Below are 15,333 nucleotides of genomic sequence, written 5' to 3' on the forward strand. Positions count from 1 at the left end.
GTGTCCAGCTGACACCGTCGGGGCCGTCGGCTGCAAAAAACCGGGGATGGATAACGTTTTACTTCCCCCTTGCGCTTGAGGTGGGTATGAGCGAACGCGAGGTGCTCGAGTTGCTCCGCGAGAACGCGCGGTACTCCACGGCCGACATCGCGCGAATGACCGACCTCGACGAAGACGAGGTCGAGGCTACCATCGAGGAACTCGAAGCAGCAGGGGTCGTCCGCGGCTACCAGGCCGTCGTCGACTGGGACAAACTGGAGGACGAACGCGTCCGCGCCGAGGTCGAACTCAACGTTCGCCTCGACCGCGAGACGGGGTACGCCGACATCGCAGAGCGCCTCGCACGGTTTCCGGAAGTGAAGGCCCTGCGACTGGTCAGCGGTAACTACGACTTCGACATGGAGGTCGAAGCCGACTCGATCCGCGAGGTCTCCCAGTTCGTCAGCGAGAAGGTCGCACCCGTCCCCGAGATCACCCAGACGGTCACCCACTACGTGATGACCTCCTACAAGGAGAACGGAATCGAACTCGGCGACGGCGACGAAGACGATCGACTCTCGTTTTCGCCATGACGATCGAACTCTCGGATCGCGTGAAGGCGGTCCCGCCGTCGGGAATCCGGCGGTTCTTCGAGATCGCCGAGGAACGCGACGACGTCATCTCGCTCGGCGTCGGCGAACCCGACTTCTCGACGCCGTGGGCCGCCCGCGACGCCGCGATTGCCTCGCTCGAGCAGGGGAAAACCTCCTATACGGCCAACCGCGGTATGCGTGAACTCCGCGAGGCGATCGCCGACTACGCCGCGGACCGCTTCGACCTCGGCTACGATCCCGCCGAGGAGATCATCGTCACCGCCGGCGCGAGCGAGGCGGTCGATCTCGCGTTCCGCGCGTTCGTCAATCCGGGCGACACCGTCGCGATCGCCCAGCCCTCCTACATCTCCTACGAACCCGGCGTGATCTTCGCCGGCGGCGAAGTGCTGTCCGTACGGACGAGAGAGGAAGACGAGTTTCGGCTCACCGTCGAGGCCCTCGAAGAGGCCGGCGCCGGGGACGCAGAGATGCTCGTCCTCTGTTATCCGAACAACCCGACGGGGGCGATCATGCGCGAGGAGCACCTCGAGCCGATCGCCGAGTTCGCCCGCGAACACGACCTGACGGTGCTCTCGGACGAGATTTACGCCGAGTTAACCTACGAGGGAGAACATACGTCGATCGCGACGCTCGAGGGGATGCGCGAGCGAACGATCGTCTTCAACGGCTTCTCGAAAGCCCACGCGATGACCGGTCTCCGACTCGGCTACGCCCTCGGGCCGGCCGACGCGATCACCGCGATGAACAAGATCCACCAGTACGCGATGCTGTCGGCGCCGACGACCGCCCAGCACGCCGCCCTCGAGGCGCTCGACTCCTGTGAGAACGACGTCCGGGAGATGGTCGATCAGTACGACCGACGCCGCCAGTTCGTCCTCTCGCGGTTTCGCGAGATCGGAATGGACGTCTTCGAGGCCAGGGGTGCGTTCTACTGCTTCCCCGAAGTTCCGGAGGGCTTCACCGCAGAGGAGTTCGCCGAGGGTGTCCTCCGCGAGGAGGGCGTCGCCGTCGTTCCAGGCGACGTCTTCGGCGTGGGCGGCGAGGGCCATCTCCGGATCTCCTACGCGACCGGTCTCGGGGACCTCCGCGAGGCGCTCGCCCGAATCGAGGCGTTCGTTGCGGACCACGCATAAAACGCCGAGACGACGAGCTACCTGTTTTTTCCAGCGTCGAAGATACCACCGTTGTTACGTCTCCGGAACCGACCACCGAGCGAATGGATTTCGTCGAACGGTACCAGACGGTGTTCGTCGCCGTCGCCATCGTCGGGGGACTCGCAGCCGGACAGGTCGCCGGCGTCCCCTCGCTTGCGGAGCGACTCATCCTGCCGTTCCTGATGGTGATGCTGTTCGCCGCGTTCGCCGGCATCCCGCTGTCGCGACTCCGGGCCGCGTTCGGGAACCGGCGCGTCGTCGGATCGAGTCTGCTGGTGAACTTCCTCTGGAGCCCGCTGCTGGCCGTCGGCCTGGGCGCCGTCTTTCTCCGCGACCACCCGGCGCTCTGGGTCGGGCTGATCATGCTGATGGTCACGCCCTGTACGGACTGGTACCTGATCTTCACCGACCTCGCCGACGGCGACGTCCCGCTGGCGACATCGCTGCTGCCGTACAACCTCGTCCTCCAACTGGTGTTGCTCCCGGTCTACCTCTACTTGCTCGCGGGGACGCTCGTCGAACTGCCGTTCGGAGTGCTCCTCGAGAGCGTCGTGGTCGTCCTCGTTCTCCCGCTCGTCCTCGCCGGCCTCGCCCGTCAAGGAGTGACTCGCTGGCGCGGCCGCGCCTGGTTCAGGGAGACGTTCCTGCCCAAGCTGAGCCCGATCCAGATCGTCTTCCTCTCGCTCGCGATCGGCGCGATGTTCGCCTCGCAGGGCGAACTCGTCCTCGAGCGGCCGGAACTCCTCGCCCTGATCGCGGTCCCCGTCGTGGCGTTCTACGCGATCAACCTCGGACTCGGCTTCGCCCTCGGGCGACTCCTCTCGCTGTCCTACGACGAACTGGTCTGTTTCAATAACACGATCCTCTCGCGAAACTCGCCGACGGCGCTCGCCATCGCGGTCGTCGCCTTCCCCCACGAGCCGCTGATTCCGCTGGCCCTGGTGATCGGCCCGCTGCTCGAACTCCCGCTGCTGAGCGTCATCTCGCAGGTTCACCTGTCGATTCGGCGTCGGGAGTGGTGGCCGCTCGAGCGCGGCGTGCTCCAGTCTCGAGGGTCGTAACGACTCGGCGACGACCGCGACAAACCCATGCCACCATCAGCAACGGTTTTCCCGATCGCTCTCCCGGTCGTTCGTATGGTCGACTACCGTCCTATTCCGGACGAACGTGAGGCCTTTCACGAGTACCGCAGCTACGCGTTCAGGCCCGAGGAGGGGCTCCCTCCGTACGACCCCGACGAGCACGAAAATCCGCGGGCCACGCGCGGTGCTCGCCGGGCGATCTACGCCGATACCGACGCCGATGCCGCCGGCGACGAGCGCCCACGAACCGTCTGCCGACACTACTGGCTCGAGGCCCGCGTCCGCGGCGACGTCCATCCGACCGCCGGCCTGGCGTCGGTCGCGACGCCGCCGGAGTACCGACGGAGCGGCTACGTTCGCCAGTTGCTGACGGGCTCGCTCGCCGAGTACCGCGACCGCGGCGATCGGTTCTCGATTCTGTGGCCGTTCGAGTACCGCTTCTATCGGCAGTACGGCTGGGACACCGCGAACCGGATCGTGACCCACGCCTGCGAGCCGTCGGTCCTGTCGTTCGCGAGGGGCGCCGACGCCGACGGCTCGTTCCGCTCGCTCGAGGCCGACGACTACGAGGTCCTCGAGCACGCCTACGACGCCGCTACCGAGGGGCTCGCGCTCGAGCGGGACGAGGCGTGGTGGCGCCACCGCGTCTTCGGGGGTCACGATATCGACCCGTTCGTCTACGCCTACGAGCGCAGCGGGGAGGTGGCCGGCTACCTCGTCTACCGGATCGAGGACGAGGACGACGGCCGGACGATGCGCGTCTCGGAGCTGACCGCGGCGGATCCCGAGGCCTTGCTGGCGCTGCTCGCGTTCTGTGCCGACCACGACTCGCAGGTCGGGCGGATCGAACTCCGCGTCTCCGAGACCGTCCCGATCCGGGACCTCGCGAGGGATCCCGACGAGATCGAGACGACGATCACCGATGGGCCGATGGTCCGCGTCGTCGACGTCGCTGAGACGCTCCCGGCGCTGTCGCTACCCGACGTGAGCACCGAACTTACACTCGCGGTCGAGGACCCGCTGGCGGACTGGAACGACGGCGTGTTCGAACTCGAGGCCGCGAACGGACGGCTCGCGTGCGACCGACTGGACGATTCGGACGTCGATTCGGACGCAACCCTCGAGATCGGTGCGCTCTCGCAGCTCGTCGTCGGTACCCGGTCGGCTGCCGATCTCGAGCGAACGGGTCGACTCGAGGCGAGGAATTCCGAAGTCCTGGCTGCGCTCGAGTCCCTGTTCCCGGAGACGGACGTCTACTTCGGCGAGTACTTCTGAGCGATCACACCACGTTCTGCTCGACTCGTTCGACCCCGGTCTCGAACCGATCGCTCGAGAGCGCCTCGATATCGACCAGCGACGCCTCGCCGTCGACGATCAGTTCGGCGACGATTCGGCCGGTCGCCGGCGCGTGCTGGAAGCCGTGGCCGGAGAAGCCGGCAGCCGTAACGAGACCGGGAACCGTCTCCTCGAGGATCGCGTTGTCGTCCGGCGTGACGGCGTACAGCCCCGCCCAGCCGCGCTTGATCCGCGACTCCGGGCCGAAGTAGGTCGCCCACTCGGAGGCCGTCTCGAGGACGTCTGCGGCCCAGTCGAACTCGATCCCACGATCGTAGCCGTCCGGATCGCGGTCCGGATCCGAATCTGTGAGGTGCCCCCCGACCAGCGCCTCCCCGTCCCGCTCGGGCCGGAAGTAGGTGCCCGTCTCGAGGTCGATCGTCAGCGGGTCGGTTTCTGGTACCGGCTCCTCGGGATCGACGACGACCATCTGGCGTCGCTTCGGCGCGATCGGCAGCGAGACCTCGGCAAGTTCGGCCACCCGGCGGGCCCACGGCCCCGCGGCGTTGACGACGTAGTCGGCCTCGAGTCGGCCGTCCGGCGTTTCGACGCCCGTGACGCGCCCCTCGCCGCGGCTCCCGCTTCCGTCACCGTCTCGAAGGACGTCGGTGACCGGCGTCTTCGTCCGGACGTCGACGCCCGCGTCGGCCGCCGCTCGCGCGTACGCCTGCAGCGCGAGGTGCGGGTCGGCGAAGCCGTCGGTCGGCGAGTAGGTCGCCGCCACGAATTTCTCCGGATCGATCCCGGGACAGTGCTCGCGGGCGACCTCGGGGTCGAGTATTTCGCTCGGGACGCCACGCTCGTTTTGCATCTCGACCGCCTGCTCGAGCGCCGACGCGGTTTCCGGAGCGCGAGCGAGAAAGAGATAGCCCGTCTTCCGGTAGTCGATGTCGGTTCCGAACCGCTCCTCGAACGTGTTCCAGACCGCCATGCTCGCGACGGAGAGGTCGACGTTAGTCGGCGTCGAGAACTGGGCCCGAATGCCGCCCGCGGCCCGTTCCGTGCTGCCGCTCCCGATCGATCCCTTTTCACAGACGACCACGTCGACTCCGCGCTGGGCCAGTGCGTAGGCGCTCGAGAGTCCGACGATCCCGCCACCGATAACGACGGTGCGCATGTGGGTTTCGTTGGCACGTGTAAGGATAAGCGTTCGTTCGCTCTGCAGCGACTGTCACGGCGTCAGTCAGATCGAACGTCTCGGAACCGGTCCGGCGAGAGTCGGCTCTGGACCTCGGGATCGACCTCGTCCTCGAGCATTCCTCGAACGACGTCGGCGACGGCCGGCGCGAGCGTGACTCCCTGGCCCGTCATGCCGACCGCGACGAGGTAGCCGTCGACGGTCGTCTCGCCGACGATCGGTCTCCCGTCGGGCGTGACGGTCCGGTAGCCGACCCACTCGTCGACGACCGACGCGTCCTCGAGTCCGGGGACGGCGCCCTCGAGGTCCGTCGCCGACTCCGCGAAGCCGTCCGGCAGGGAGCGATCCCGCAGATCGTAGCGCTGCCCCTCGACGTAGTCCGTCCGGTACGCACCGATCCAGGCCGCCGTTTCGCCGGCGGGACGAACGTACCGCTTCGACTCGAAGATCGTCGTCGGAGACTCGAGCGGGTCGCGACACTCGAGCGCGACCATCGGCCCCCGCGTGTGACAGAGCGGCAGCGAGACACCGACCCGTTCGTTCAGTTCCGGCGCCCACGGCCCGGTCGCGTTGACGACGCGGTCGGCCTCGAGGCGCCCCTCGTCGGTGTCGACCGCCGAGACGGCCCCCGAGTTCGTCTCTACGTCGGTGACGCCGACGCACGTTCGGATATCGACACCCGCCTCACGGGCTCGGTCGGCGAACCGGTTCGCCACCGCCGTCGGGTCGCAGACGCGGTCCTCCGGCGTGTAGAGCGCACCCTCGAAACCGGCGGGTTCGATCCCGAACTCGGCGAGTTCGGTCGGCTCGAGAAACGACGCCTCGGTCCCGTGCTCGCGAAGGGTCGTCGCCGACTCCCGGAGTCGATCGGCGAAGGCTGCCGTCTCCGCGACGTAGACGACCCCGATGCGGTCGGCCTCGAGGTCGCCGTTCTCGAACAGCGGGCGGTAGGCCTCGTGTGCACGGTTTCGAAAGCGCAGGTCGAACGGTTCCGGATCGACGGCGGTCCGCATCAGGAGGCCGGCGGAGGCCGCGGTCGTCTCCGTCCCGATCCGAGAGCGCTCGAGCACGGTCACGTCGTGATCGGTCGGCCCGAGCCGCGACGCGATCGCCGTCCCGACGATACCGCCGCCGACGATGACGATGTGCATACCCTCCCTACTACGGCGAGCGACAAATTTCCATTCTCGATTTCTGCCGTGGATTCCGGACGGTGTCCCTGATACACACTGAAGTGATCCCCCGGCGATGCTCGCGACATGGTTCGGATACTCTCCGACGAGGATATCGCGTCGGTGCTCGACCTCGAGGAACTCCTCCCGGTCGTCGCCGACGCCTTCGAGAAGCAACACGCAGGGGCGGTCGAACGACCGGAGCGGCCACACTACCCGTTCGGGACGGGTCTCGATCCGGACGCGCCGACCGAGCCGACCGGGACGGGGCTCTGCATGCCGGCCTACGTCCACGGTGCGGAGTATACGGCCACGAAACTCGTCGCCGTCTGCGAGGACAACCCGGAGCGCGGGCTGCCGACCGTCACCGCACAGATCGCGCTCACCGACGCCGAAACCGGCCAACCCGTGGGCTACCTGGCGGGCAACCGCGTAACCAGCGCCCGAACCGGCTGTATCGGCGGTCTCGCCGCGCGCGAACTGGCGGCCGACGGCCCGATCGACCTCGCAGTGATCGGCGCCGGCACGCAGGCCCGGTGGCAAACGCGAGCGATCGCCGCCGCCGTCGGAGCAGCTCTCGAGTCGATCCGAGTCTACTCGCCGAGCGACTCCCGTGTCGCCTGTGCCGAGGAACTCGAGTCCGAACTCGGCGTTCCGGCGACGCCCGTCGAGAGCCCGCGCAAAGCCGTCTCTGGGGCGTCAGTCGTCGTCACGGCGACGACGAGTACCGAACCCGTCTTCCCCGGCGACGCGCTCGCGGACGGAACGCTCGTCGTCGCGGTCGGCGCGTACACGCCTGAGATGCGCGAACTTGACGAGGAAACCGTCGACCGGGCGGACAGGATCGTCGCCGACGTACCGACGGAGGCGGCCGAAACCGGCGACCTTCGCACACACCCCGACCGCGAAATCCAGCCGTTCGGCGGCGTCCTCGCCGACGGTTTCGGCCGCGAGTCGCCGGACGAGAGTATCGTTATGGCCAGCGTCGGGACGGCGGTGCTCGACGCCGCGGCCGCCGAACTCGTCTACGATCGGGCCGCGAAGGAAGGGGTCGGAACGAGCGTCCCGCTCTGAACTCCCCGTCCGGCCACGACACTCAAATACCGCGTCCGTGAAACATTCGTCTGTGTCGATGATCGAAATCGGAGTCGAGAAGCCCCGCGCTCGTCGCGAGGACCGGGTGCGACGCGAACGGGGTGAACGGCCGTGACCGCTGGAGCGGCGGCCTACGTCGATCGCGTCACTGACGCCTTCTTCGCGCTCGATACCGACTTCCGGTTTACCTACCTCAACGAACAGGCGGCGACGCTGCTCGAGAGTTCGACGAGGGAGCTGATCGGCCGGGTCGTCTGGGACGAGTTCCCTCGCGCGGTCGAGACGCAGTTTCCCAACGGGTTTTACCGGGCGATGGACGAGCAGGTCCCGGTGACGTTCGAGGTGTACCACAGCCGCCTCGAGAGCTGGTTCGAGGTTCGGGCGTATCCCTCGGAAACCGGCCTCTCGGTGTATCTGCTCGACATCACCGAGCGAAAGACCCAGGAGACGACGGCCGCCCAGCACGCCGCGGTTATCGAAGCCATCGACGACGGCGTCGTCACGCTCGACCGAAACAGACGGATCGTCGCCGTCAACGGCGCCATGGCCGCGCACCTCGATGCTGACCGGGACGAACTGGTCGGCGAACACGTCGAGGTCGTCACCGAACTCGCCGGGATCGACGACGAGGACGCCATAGCGATCGGTCGAGGGATCACGGACGTGGACGCGGGCAACGCCGAACAGCGTCGGCTCGAAATCCAGTTCACCGACAGCGACGGAACCAACCGGGTCGGCGAACTCCGGATCGTTCCGATCCAGGACGAGACCGCCACCGTCGCGACCGTCGTCCGCGACATCACCGATCGCCGCGAGTACGAGCGTATCGTCACCTCGCTTCACGAGGTCACCCGGTGGCTTCTGGACTCCGACGATCCGGAGGAGATCTGTGCTATCGCCGTCCACGCCGGCAGCGACCTGCTGGACCTGCCGATCAGCGGCGTCTGGCTGCTCGAGGAGGAGCGCGGCTATCTCGAACCGATTGCGGGAACGGCGGGTGCCTACGAAGAGTTCGGCGGCCTCCCACGGTTCAACCCCGGCGAGGGTCTCGTCTGGGACGTGTTCGAGTCCGGCGAGGTCGAACGCTTCGACGACCTGGAGAACGTCGACGACCTGTACAATCCCGACACGCCGATCCAGTCGGAGATCATCGCACCCATCGGGACCCACGGCGTGCTCATGACCGGTTCGTTCGAACCGTACCAGTTCGACGAGACGGACGTCGATCTGCTCTCGACGCTCGTCGAGAACACCCGCGCCGCGCTCGACCGGGCCGACAGAGAGCGCGTCCTTCGCCGCCGAACCAAGCAACTCGAGCAGCAGACGAAACGCCTCGAGTCGATCGCCGACGTTCTCTCGACTGATCTGAACCACCATCTCGAAACGATCGCAGACGCGCTCGAGGACGACGGCGACACGGACTGGGAGTTCCCGCTCGCTGCGGACTCCGTCGAGGCGACCCTCGACAGGACCGAACATCTCGTCGACGACGTCCGCGAGTTCGCGCGCAACGCGTCGGACGTCGGGACGCGGACCCGGATCGACCTCGCCGACGCGATCGAGACCGCCCTCGAGTCGTCGCAACTCGAGGAGGATGCAGTCGTCTTCGACGAGCAGGCGACGCTCCGGGCGGACAGCGAGCGGTTTCGGCACCTCCTCGAGTCCGCGTTCGACAACGTTGCAGCCCGCGCTGGCGATGACGACGTGACGGTCCGGATCGAGTTGTGCGGTTTCGAGAGTGACGATCGGTCGCGAGGTTTCTGCGTGTTCGACGACGCGGCCGCGATCGCGACCGACGGACGAGAGGGAGCGGTCGGACCGACCGTCGACGACGAGACGGCCATCGACGGGCTGGGACTCGCGGTCGTCAGAGCGATCGCCCAGGCCCACGACTGGACCCCTGCGATCGAAAACGGCGAACACGAACGAACGCGGATCGAAATTCGGGACGTAACGACCCTCGAGCGCCAGGAAGAGTAACGATCCTGCGGGGTCGCATACTGGCCACCGAAACTCGGTGGACGCCTGATCGACCGACGGGAGCGCGGTTCGGAGCGAGCGCGGTTCGGAACGAGCGCGGTTCGGAACGAACGAAGTGAGTGAGAACCGCGCAACGCGAACGGGGAGCGAACGCGACCCGTGAGCGACCGAAGTGAGTGAGAACCGCGCAACGCGAACGGGGAGCGAACGCGACCCGTGAGCGACGCAAGCGAGAATCGTGGACAGTGCAGTCGGTGTGTAACCCGTTTCAGTTGGGACCCTCGTCCGGACGCGTGGGGATCCGTTCGATATCCTGGTAGAGCTGCCGATAACTGGTCTGCTCGAGCAGTTCCGTCCGTGTCTCGTCGACCTGGACGCGAAGCACCGCAAGCCGGTCCTCGAGTTCCGCGTACTCCTGGCTCGATTGCAGTTCGGCCTCGCTCTTCCGGCTAACCAGCATCGCCTTCTTCGAGGCGAGGGTGAAGAACTCCTGTAACTGCTCGTCGTAGGCGCGTCGCAACAGCAACCGGTCGATACCGTCCCGGAGTTCGTCCCTGGAGACCGGCTTGAGGAGGTAGTCGTCGAACCCTATGTCGACGATATCGAAGTCGGGTTCGACTGCCGTCACCATCGCCACCCGCGACTCCAGGCCGCGGTCCCGGATCGCGTCGAGAACGTCCACACCCGACTGGCCCGGGATCCGTCTGTCGAGCAAGACCACGTCGAACGTCTCGTCGATGGCCTCGATTGCCTCGGTCCCGTCGTGTGCCGTCTCGACGCGAAATCGGTCCTCGAGCCAGGTCGCGTATAGCTCGGCGAGTTCGGGCTCGTCTTCGACGATCAGTACGGATGTAGTGTCGGCAGTCATCGAACGAAACACTCCTTTAACTGGCGGTTCGTCGTAACCCTCGTACCGATAGCATATTAAAATATCGGGCGCTCCGTCGAATTTTGCGGTTTTTGCGGTTCCTCACCCGTCGTGATTCGCCGACAGCCTCGTCTCGCCGCTACTCGAGTTCGCGTTCGATCGTCGCGCGTCGGTCGTCGATGGCGGCCGCGTCGGTCGTGATCGTCCGGTCACCGATACCGATCTCGAGCGTTCCGTCGGCCGTCGCCCCACCGAGATCGGTGACGGGTGCGACGCCGTCGAACGCCTCGCGGACGGCCGCGGGCTCTTCGGTCTGGATCAGCGCGCGACCCGGCTGTTCGTGGAACAGCGCGCCCGCCGGATCGTCGCCGGGAAGCGACACCTCGAGACCCGCGTCCGCGGTGACCATCTCGGCGAGTGAAACCGCCAGTCCGCCGTGGCTGACGTCGTGGACCGCGAGCGTCGACTCGTCGTTGGCGACGTCAGCGAGGGTCTCGACGACGGCAGCAGGCTCGTCCGGGAGGGCCGGGAACCGGTCGCTCCCCTCGAACTGCGCGAGATACTCGGAGCCACCCAGCCGGCAGTCACCCGACTCGAGGCCGAGGTCGCCGACGAGCAGCAGATCGCCCTCCGACTCGACCGACAGCGGCGGTGCGTCGTAGCCGTCTTTCGTGCCGACCATCGCGAGCGTCGGGGTCGGCGGGATCGGCCCGGCGACGGAGTCGTTGTACAGCGAGACGTTCCCCCCGACGACCGGCGTCGAGAGCGTCTCGCACATTTCGGCGAGCCCGTCGACAATTGCCGTAAATCCGCCGTAGACGTCCGTTTTCTCGGGATTCCCACCGTTCAGGCAGTCGACGGCGGCCAGCGGCGTCGCGCCCTTGGCCGCGATATTCGTCGCGTTCTCGAGGGCGATCGCTCGTGCGCCCTCGCGGGGCGCGGTAGTCGTCCAGTTCGGCGCGGCGCCCGACGAAATTGCAAGACCTTGCCCGGTCTCGCGGTTACCACCGCTCGACTCGTCCGCGGAGCCACGCTCCGCGCTTGCCTCTCTGATCGCGATAATTGCAGCGTCGTCGCCCGGTCCCACGCTGGTCCGGACGCCGACCTCGTGGTCGTACTGTCGGTACACCCACCGCTTCGAGGCCGTGCTCGGACTCGAGACGACCGTCTCGAACCCGTCCTCGAGATCGACGTCGGGGAGGTCGGTGTCGGGTTCGGCCGGCTCCTCGGTCTCGAGATCGTTCATCGGCGCGCCCTCGCCGAGGAAATAGGCATCGACGTCGACGACGACCTCGTCTCGGAAGGTGCAGGTGTAGTTCTCCTCGGTAACCTCGCCGATGACCGAACAGCCCAGATCGAACCGGTCGGCGACCTCCTTGACACGGTCGACGTTCTCCGGTTCGACCTCGTAACACATCCGCTCCTGGGACTCCGCGAGCAGGATCTCCAGCGCCGACATGTTCGGCTCACGCTGGTGGACGCGCTCGAGTTCGATCTGCGCGCCGAGGCCGCCCTTGGCGACGAGTTCGCTCGAGGCGCCCCCGAGGCCGGCGGCGCCGAGGTCGCGGGCCGACTCGATCAGGTGCTCGTCGACGAGCACCTCGTTGGCCTCGATGAGCAGCTTTTCGGCGTAGGGGTCGCCGACCTGGACCGCTGGACGGTCCTCGGTCTCGGCGTCCTCCGCGAGGTCCTCGCTGGCGAAGCTCGCGCCGCCGAGTCCGTCGCGGCCGGTCGCGTTGCCGACGAGCACCAGCTTGTTCCCGGGCTCCTGTGCCTCGGCGGTGACGAGTCGTTCCTCGTTCGTGAGGCCGATACAGGCGACGTTCACCAGTGGGTTCCCCTCGTAGGCGGAGTGGAAGTCGACGCTGCCCGCGACTGTCGGCACGCCGATACAGTTGCCGTAGTGGCTGATCCCCTCGACGACGCCCTCGAGGAGGTACTTCGAGTGCTCGCGTTCGAACTCGCCGAAGTACAGCGAGTCCGCGAGCGCAATGGGATAGGCGCCCATCGAGAGCGTGTCCCGGACGATGCCGCCGACGCCGGTCGCGGCGCCGTCGAACGGGTCTACGTAGGAGGGGTGGTTGTGGCTCTCGATCCCCATCGTGATGTAGGTGTCACTGTCCCCGTCTTCGTCGCCGGGCAGCGCGACGACCGCTGCGTCGTCACCCGGCCCGACGACGACCTGTTCGCCCTCGCTGTCGAACGCCGACAGCAGCGGTCTCGAGGAGCGGTACGCACAGTGTTCGCTCCAGAGGTTCTCGAACAGCGCCGCCTCGGCCGGTGTCGGCTCTCGCCCCAGCTCTGAAACGACGAGTTCGCGGTCCGAATCGCCAAGACTCATTCACCTAGGTGGTGAAAGTCGGTCGATAAATGGGTTTCCATATGCACGTTCGTGGATCGATCGGTCGATCGGCGGCAGTCGCGTCTCGCCACGGTCCAACCGAGCGGCTGCCCGTAATCTCATCGACCACGACGAACGAAGTGTCACATCTTGCGCATGTTGTTTCAGGAATTGGGACACGGACCGCCGTGCGGATACAACAGTAATTTCCTTTGGAAAGTTACTTGTGTCGATCGTGAATAGTCCAGTCTGGGCAGAATCCCGTCGATGTGCCGCTGACGCACGTCCCTCCACCGCCACGAAGATCGCCCCCTCGAGCCCACCGCCACGCCTCGAGCAGCGAACCCCCGTGACGAGGCTTCTCACCGATCGTCCCGTTTCTCCACTCGCGAGCCGGTATCGGGGCGCTTTTGACCGATCGCGAACAACGTTCACGCGTGCTGTCGGTCGAACTCCACGTCCACTCGTCGCTGTCCTACGACGGGCGCGACTCCATCGATCTCATCCTCGAGCAAGCCGAAGCCGTCGGACTCGACGCGATCGCCGTGACTGATCACGACGAGATCAGCGCGAGTCTCGAGGCCGCCGAACGCGCGTCCGACTACGGGTTGGTCGGCATTCCCGCGATCGAAATCTCGAGCAAGGCTGGCCACATCCTCGGCCTGGGCGTCGAAGAAGCGATCCCGCCGGGGCTCTCCTACGAGGAGACCCTCGAGGAGATCCACTCCCAGGGTGGACTGGCGGTGATCCCGCACCCGTTCCAGCAGTCGCGACACGGCGTGACGGCCAGGATATCGCGCGACGAACTCACGAAAGGCGACGCCATCGAGGTCTACAACTCGCGGCTGCTGACCGGCCGGGCGAACCGGCAGGCCGAACGGTTCGCCAGCTCCCGCGGTCTCCCGATGACGGCGGGCAGCGACGCTCACATCAGCGAGATGGTCGGGCAGGCGGTCACCCGGGTCGACGCCGACGAGCGCTCCGCCGACGCGATCCTCGAGGCGATCCGCGAGGGGAAGACCTCGGTCGAAGGAAAACGAACGCCGTGGCACATCAGCTTCCGCCAGTTCGGCGGCGGCGTCACGCGGCGCATCAGGAACACCGTCCTGGGAGTTTTTAAATGAGCCTCCGCGGCGCCGACCCCAAAACCGTTCGCGACGCCATCGAGACCGGCGAGCCGCTCCCCGGAACGTTCGGCTTCGCCGGCGAGGTCGACGGCCGACTCGTACGCGACGTGCTCGGACGAGTGCCGCTGTTCGTCGACCGCGAAGCCGACGAGTCGACCGAGCCGACGTGGGCGTTCGAACCGGACGCGCTCGAGAACCCGGTCCACTTTCCTGCAGGTTCGGTCTCGCAGTCGAACGGAACCGACCCGGAGCGCGTCTGGCCGCTTCCCGAACCGACGCCCGAGAGCGATCCGGACGCTGCGCTCGAGGCACTCGATCGAGCGATCCGAATGGCCACCGACCAGATTCGAGCCGACGACCGTGACGTCGCAGTCGCCTTTTCCGGCGGCGTCGACTCGGCACTGGTCGCCGAACTGCTCGACGCGCCGTTGTACGTCGTCGGCTTCCCGGACAGCCACGACGTCGAGGCCGCCCGGACGGCCGCCACAGCGATGGATCGCGATCTGCTGGTCGTCGACCTCGAGCCCGCGGACCTCGAGCGAGCGGTTCCAGAGGTCGCCCGTGCGATCGGCCGGACGAACGCGATGGACGTCCAGATCGCGCTTCCGTTCTATCTGGTCGGCGAGCGCGTCGCCGCCGACGGCTACGACGCGCTGGCGGTCGGCCAGGGCGCCGACGAACTGTTCGGCGGCTACGAGAAAGTCGTCCGGCTCGACCACCGTGTCGAGGCCGAGACGGTCCGCGGTGCGGTCCGCGAACAGATCCACAGTCTCTCCGAACAGCTGCCGAGAGACGTCCGCGCGATCGAGGCGGCGGGCCTCGAGCCCGTCGCGCCGCTGCTTCACGACGCCGTGATCGACGCGGCGCTGCGGCTGCCGGACGAGCTACTGGCCGACGAGAAGAGCCGGAAGCGTGGCTTCAGACGCGTGGCGGCGCAGTATCTGCCCGACGAAGTCGCCAGCCGGGACAAGAAGGCGGTCCAGTACGGCAGCCTCGTCGCCCGCGAACTCGACCGACTCGCCCGCCAGGCCGGCTACAAGCGCCGGATGGACGACCACGTTACGACGTACGTCGAGTCGCTGCTCGAGGGGAATACTACGACGGGAGCGGGCAGAGACTCGCGGTGAAGATCACCGTCTCGTCGGTCTCGTTTTCGGCACCGTGCTCGACGCCGCGCTCGTGGAGCACGACGCCGGGCGCCTCGACCTGTTCTCGTTCGTCGCCCTGCAGGACGGTCACCGTCCCCTCGAGGACGTGAAAGACGTTCGTACTGTCGCCGTGCTCGTGGGGCTCGAGCGTCGCGCCCGGCCCGAGCGCGAAGGCCTTCACGAGCACGTCGTCTTCGACGACCAGTTCGGCGGTTTCGACCTCGCCGTCGGCTGGCTCGAGGTCGGTGAGCGTCTCGGCGTATCTGTCGAGCGTCATCGGTCTCCCGTTCGGACCGGGAT

13 protein-coding genes are annotated in these 15,333 nt (G+C 67.0%); 8 read left to right on the forward strand and 5 right to left on the reverse strand.

The genetic code is table 11. The annotated features are described in order from the left end of the window. The first annotated feature begins 86 nt into the window (after positions 1 to 86). The 4 genes from CV102_RS18570 (at position 87) to CV102_RS18585 (ending at position 4,104) form a co-directional block, all read left to right on the forward strand. Positions 87 to 572, forward strand: a complete 486-nt coding sequence (locus CV102_RS18570; protein WP_148859498.1) for an Lrp/AsnC family transcriptional regulator — start codon at positions 87 to 89, stop codon at positions 570 to 572. Next, on the forward strand, positions 569 to 1,726 hold the full coding sequence (locus CV102_RS18575; protein ID WP_148859500.1) for a pyridoxal phosphate-dependent aminotransferase: 1,158 nt from the start codon (positions 569 to 571) through the stop codon (positions 1,724 to 1,726). The genes CV102_RS18570 and CV102_RS18575 overlap by 4 nt, the downstream gene beginning before the upstream one ends. A gap of 83 nt (positions 1,727 to 1,809) precedes the next feature. Then, positions 1,810 to 2,808 carry an arsenic resistance protein gene (locus CV102_RS18580; RefSeq protein WP_148859502.1) on the forward strand — a complete coding sequence of 333 codons (999 nt, stop codon included), beginning with the start codon at positions 1,810 to 1,812 and terminating at the stop codon, positions 2,806 to 2,808. A 75-nt stretch (positions 2,809 to 2,883) separates the two neighbouring features. Then, positions 2,884 to 4,104, forward strand: a complete 1,221-nt coding sequence (locus CV102_RS18585) for a GNAT family N-acetyltransferase (RefSeq protein WP_148859504.1) — start codon at positions 2,884 to 2,886, stop codon at positions 4,102 to 4,104. A gap of 4 nt (positions 4,105 to 4,108) precedes the next feature. On the opposite strand, the gene CV102_RS18590 is transcribed toward CV102_RS18585, so the two are convergent. Together CV102_RS18590 and CV102_RS18595 are read right to left on the reverse strand one after the other, a co-directional pair. Next, complete coding sequence (locus tag CV102_RS18590; protein ID WP_148859506.1) at positions 4,109 to 5,281, reverse strand: NAD(P)/FAD-dependent oxidoreductase; 1,173 nt, start codon at positions 5,279 to 5,281, stop codon at positions 4,109 to 4,111. Between the two features lie 62 nt (positions 5,282 to 5,343). Continuing rightward, positions 5,344 to 6,453, reverse strand: a complete 1,110-nt coding sequence (locus tag CV102_RS18595; RefSeq protein WP_148859508.1) for an NAD(P)/FAD-dependent oxidoreductase — start codon at positions 6,451 to 6,453, stop codon at positions 5,344 to 5,346. A gap of 108 nt (positions 6,454 to 6,561) precedes the next feature. Here CV102_RS18595 and CV102_RS18600 point away from each other — a divergent pair, with 108 nt between their 5' ends. Beyond that, entirely contained in the window at positions 6,562 to 7,548 is a 987-nt protein-coding gene (locus CV102_RS18600) for an ornithine cyclodeaminase family protein (RefSeq protein WP_148859510.1), read from the forward strand. Between the two features lie 132 nt (positions 7,549 to 7,680). Next, a complete protein-coding gene (locus tag CV102_RS18605; protein ID WP_148859512.1) occupies positions 7,681 to 9,549 on the forward strand; it encodes a PAS domain-containing sensor histidine kinase in 1,869 nt (622 codons plus the stop codon). Positions 9,550 to 9,817: 268 nt separating this feature from the next. On the opposite strand, the gene CV102_RS18610 is transcribed toward CV102_RS18605, so the two are convergent. Both CV102_RS18610 and purL read right to left on the reverse strand, forming a co-directional pair. Continuing rightward, on the reverse strand, positions 9,818 to 10,417 hold the full coding sequence (locus tag CV102_RS18610; protein WP_148859514.1) for a response regulator transcription factor: 600 nt from the start codon (positions 10,415 to 10,417) through the stop codon (positions 9,818 to 9,820). A 139-nt stretch (positions 10,418 to 10,556) separates the two neighbouring features. Continuing rightward, positions 10,557 to 12,758, reverse strand: coding sequence for a phosphoribosylformylglycinamidine synthase subunit PurL (purL, locus tag CV102_RS18615; RefSeq protein ID WP_148859516.1), 2,202 nt, complete (start codon positions 12,756 to 12,758; stop codon positions 10,557 to 10,559). A 437-nt stretch (positions 12,759 to 13,195) separates the two neighbouring features. Between purL and CV102_RS18620 the strand changes: the two genes are divergently transcribed. Together CV102_RS18620 and CV102_RS18625 are read left to right on the forward strand one after the other, a co-directional pair. Then, entirely contained in the window at positions 13,196 to 13,882 is a 687-nt protein-coding gene (locus tag CV102_RS18620) for a PHP domain-containing protein (RefSeq protein ID WP_148859518.1), read from the forward strand. After that, positions 13,879 to 15,012 (forward strand): asparagine synthase C-terminal domain-containing protein, encoded by a 1,134-nt coding sequence (locus CV102_RS18625; protein WP_148859520.1) that lies wholly within the window; start codon positions 13,879 to 13,881, stop codon positions 15,010 to 15,012. The genes CV102_RS18620 and CV102_RS18625 overlap by 4 nt, the downstream gene beginning before the upstream one ends. Here the strand turns inward: CV102_RS18625 and CV102_RS18630 are convergent. Next, positions 14,981 to 15,310, reverse strand: coding sequence for a cupin domain-containing protein (locus CV102_RS18630; RefSeq protein WP_148859522.1), 330 nt, complete (start codon positions 15,308 to 15,310; stop codon positions 14,981 to 14,983). The two genes, CV102_RS18625 and CV102_RS18630, sit on opposite strands and share 32 nt — an antisense overlap. Between the last annotated feature and the right edge of the window lie 23 nt (positions 15,311 to 15,333).

It is taken from the genome of Natronococcus pandeyae (assembly GCF_008122205.1).
Classification (GTDB): domain Archaea; phylum Halobacteriota; class Halobacteria; order Halobacteriales; family Natrialbaceae; genus Natronococcus; species Natronococcus pandeyae.

Coding starts and splice junctions, on each gene's coding strand:
- CV102_RS18570 (WP_148859498.1), top strand. CDS start 87: ATGAGCGAACGCGAGGTGCTCGAGTTGCTCCGCGAGAACGCGCGGTAC.
- CV102_RS18575 (WP_148859500.1), top strand. CDS start 569: ATGACGATCGAACTCTCGGATCGCGTGAAGGCGGTCCCGCCGTCGGGA.
- CV102_RS18580 (WP_148859502.1), top strand. CDS start 1,810: ATGGATTTCGTCGAACGGTACCAGACGGTGTTCGTCGCCGTCGCCATC.
- CV102_RS18585 (WP_148859504.1), top strand. CDS start 2,884: ATGGTCGACTACCGTCCTATTCCGGACGAACGTGAGGCCTTTCACGAG.
- CV102_RS18590 (WP_148859506.1), bottom strand. CDS start 5,281: ATGCGCACCGTCGTTATCGGTGGCGGGATCGTCGGACTCTCGAGCGCC.
- CV102_RS18595 (WP_148859508.1), bottom strand. CDS start 6,453: ATGCACATCGTCATCGTCGGCGGCGGTATCGTCGGGACGGCGATCGCG.
- CV102_RS18600 (WP_148859510.1), top strand. CDS start 6,562: ATGGTTCGGATACTCTCCGACGAGGATATCGCGTCGGTGCTCGACCTC.
- CV102_RS18610 (WP_148859514.1), bottom strand. CDS start 10,417: ATGACTGCCGACACTACATCCGTACTGATCGTCGAAGACGAGCCCGAA.
- purL (WP_148859516.1), bottom strand. CDS start 12,758: ATGAGTCTTGGCGATTCGGACCGCGAACTCGTCGTTTCAGAGCTGGGG.
- CV102_RS18625 (WP_148859520.1), top strand. CDS start 13,879: ATGAGCCTCCGCGGCGCCGACCCCAAAACCGTTCGCGACGCCATCGAG.
- CV102_RS18630 (WP_148859522.1), bottom strand. CDS start 15,310: ATGACGCTCGACAGATACGCCGAGACGCTCACCGACCTCGAGCCAGCC.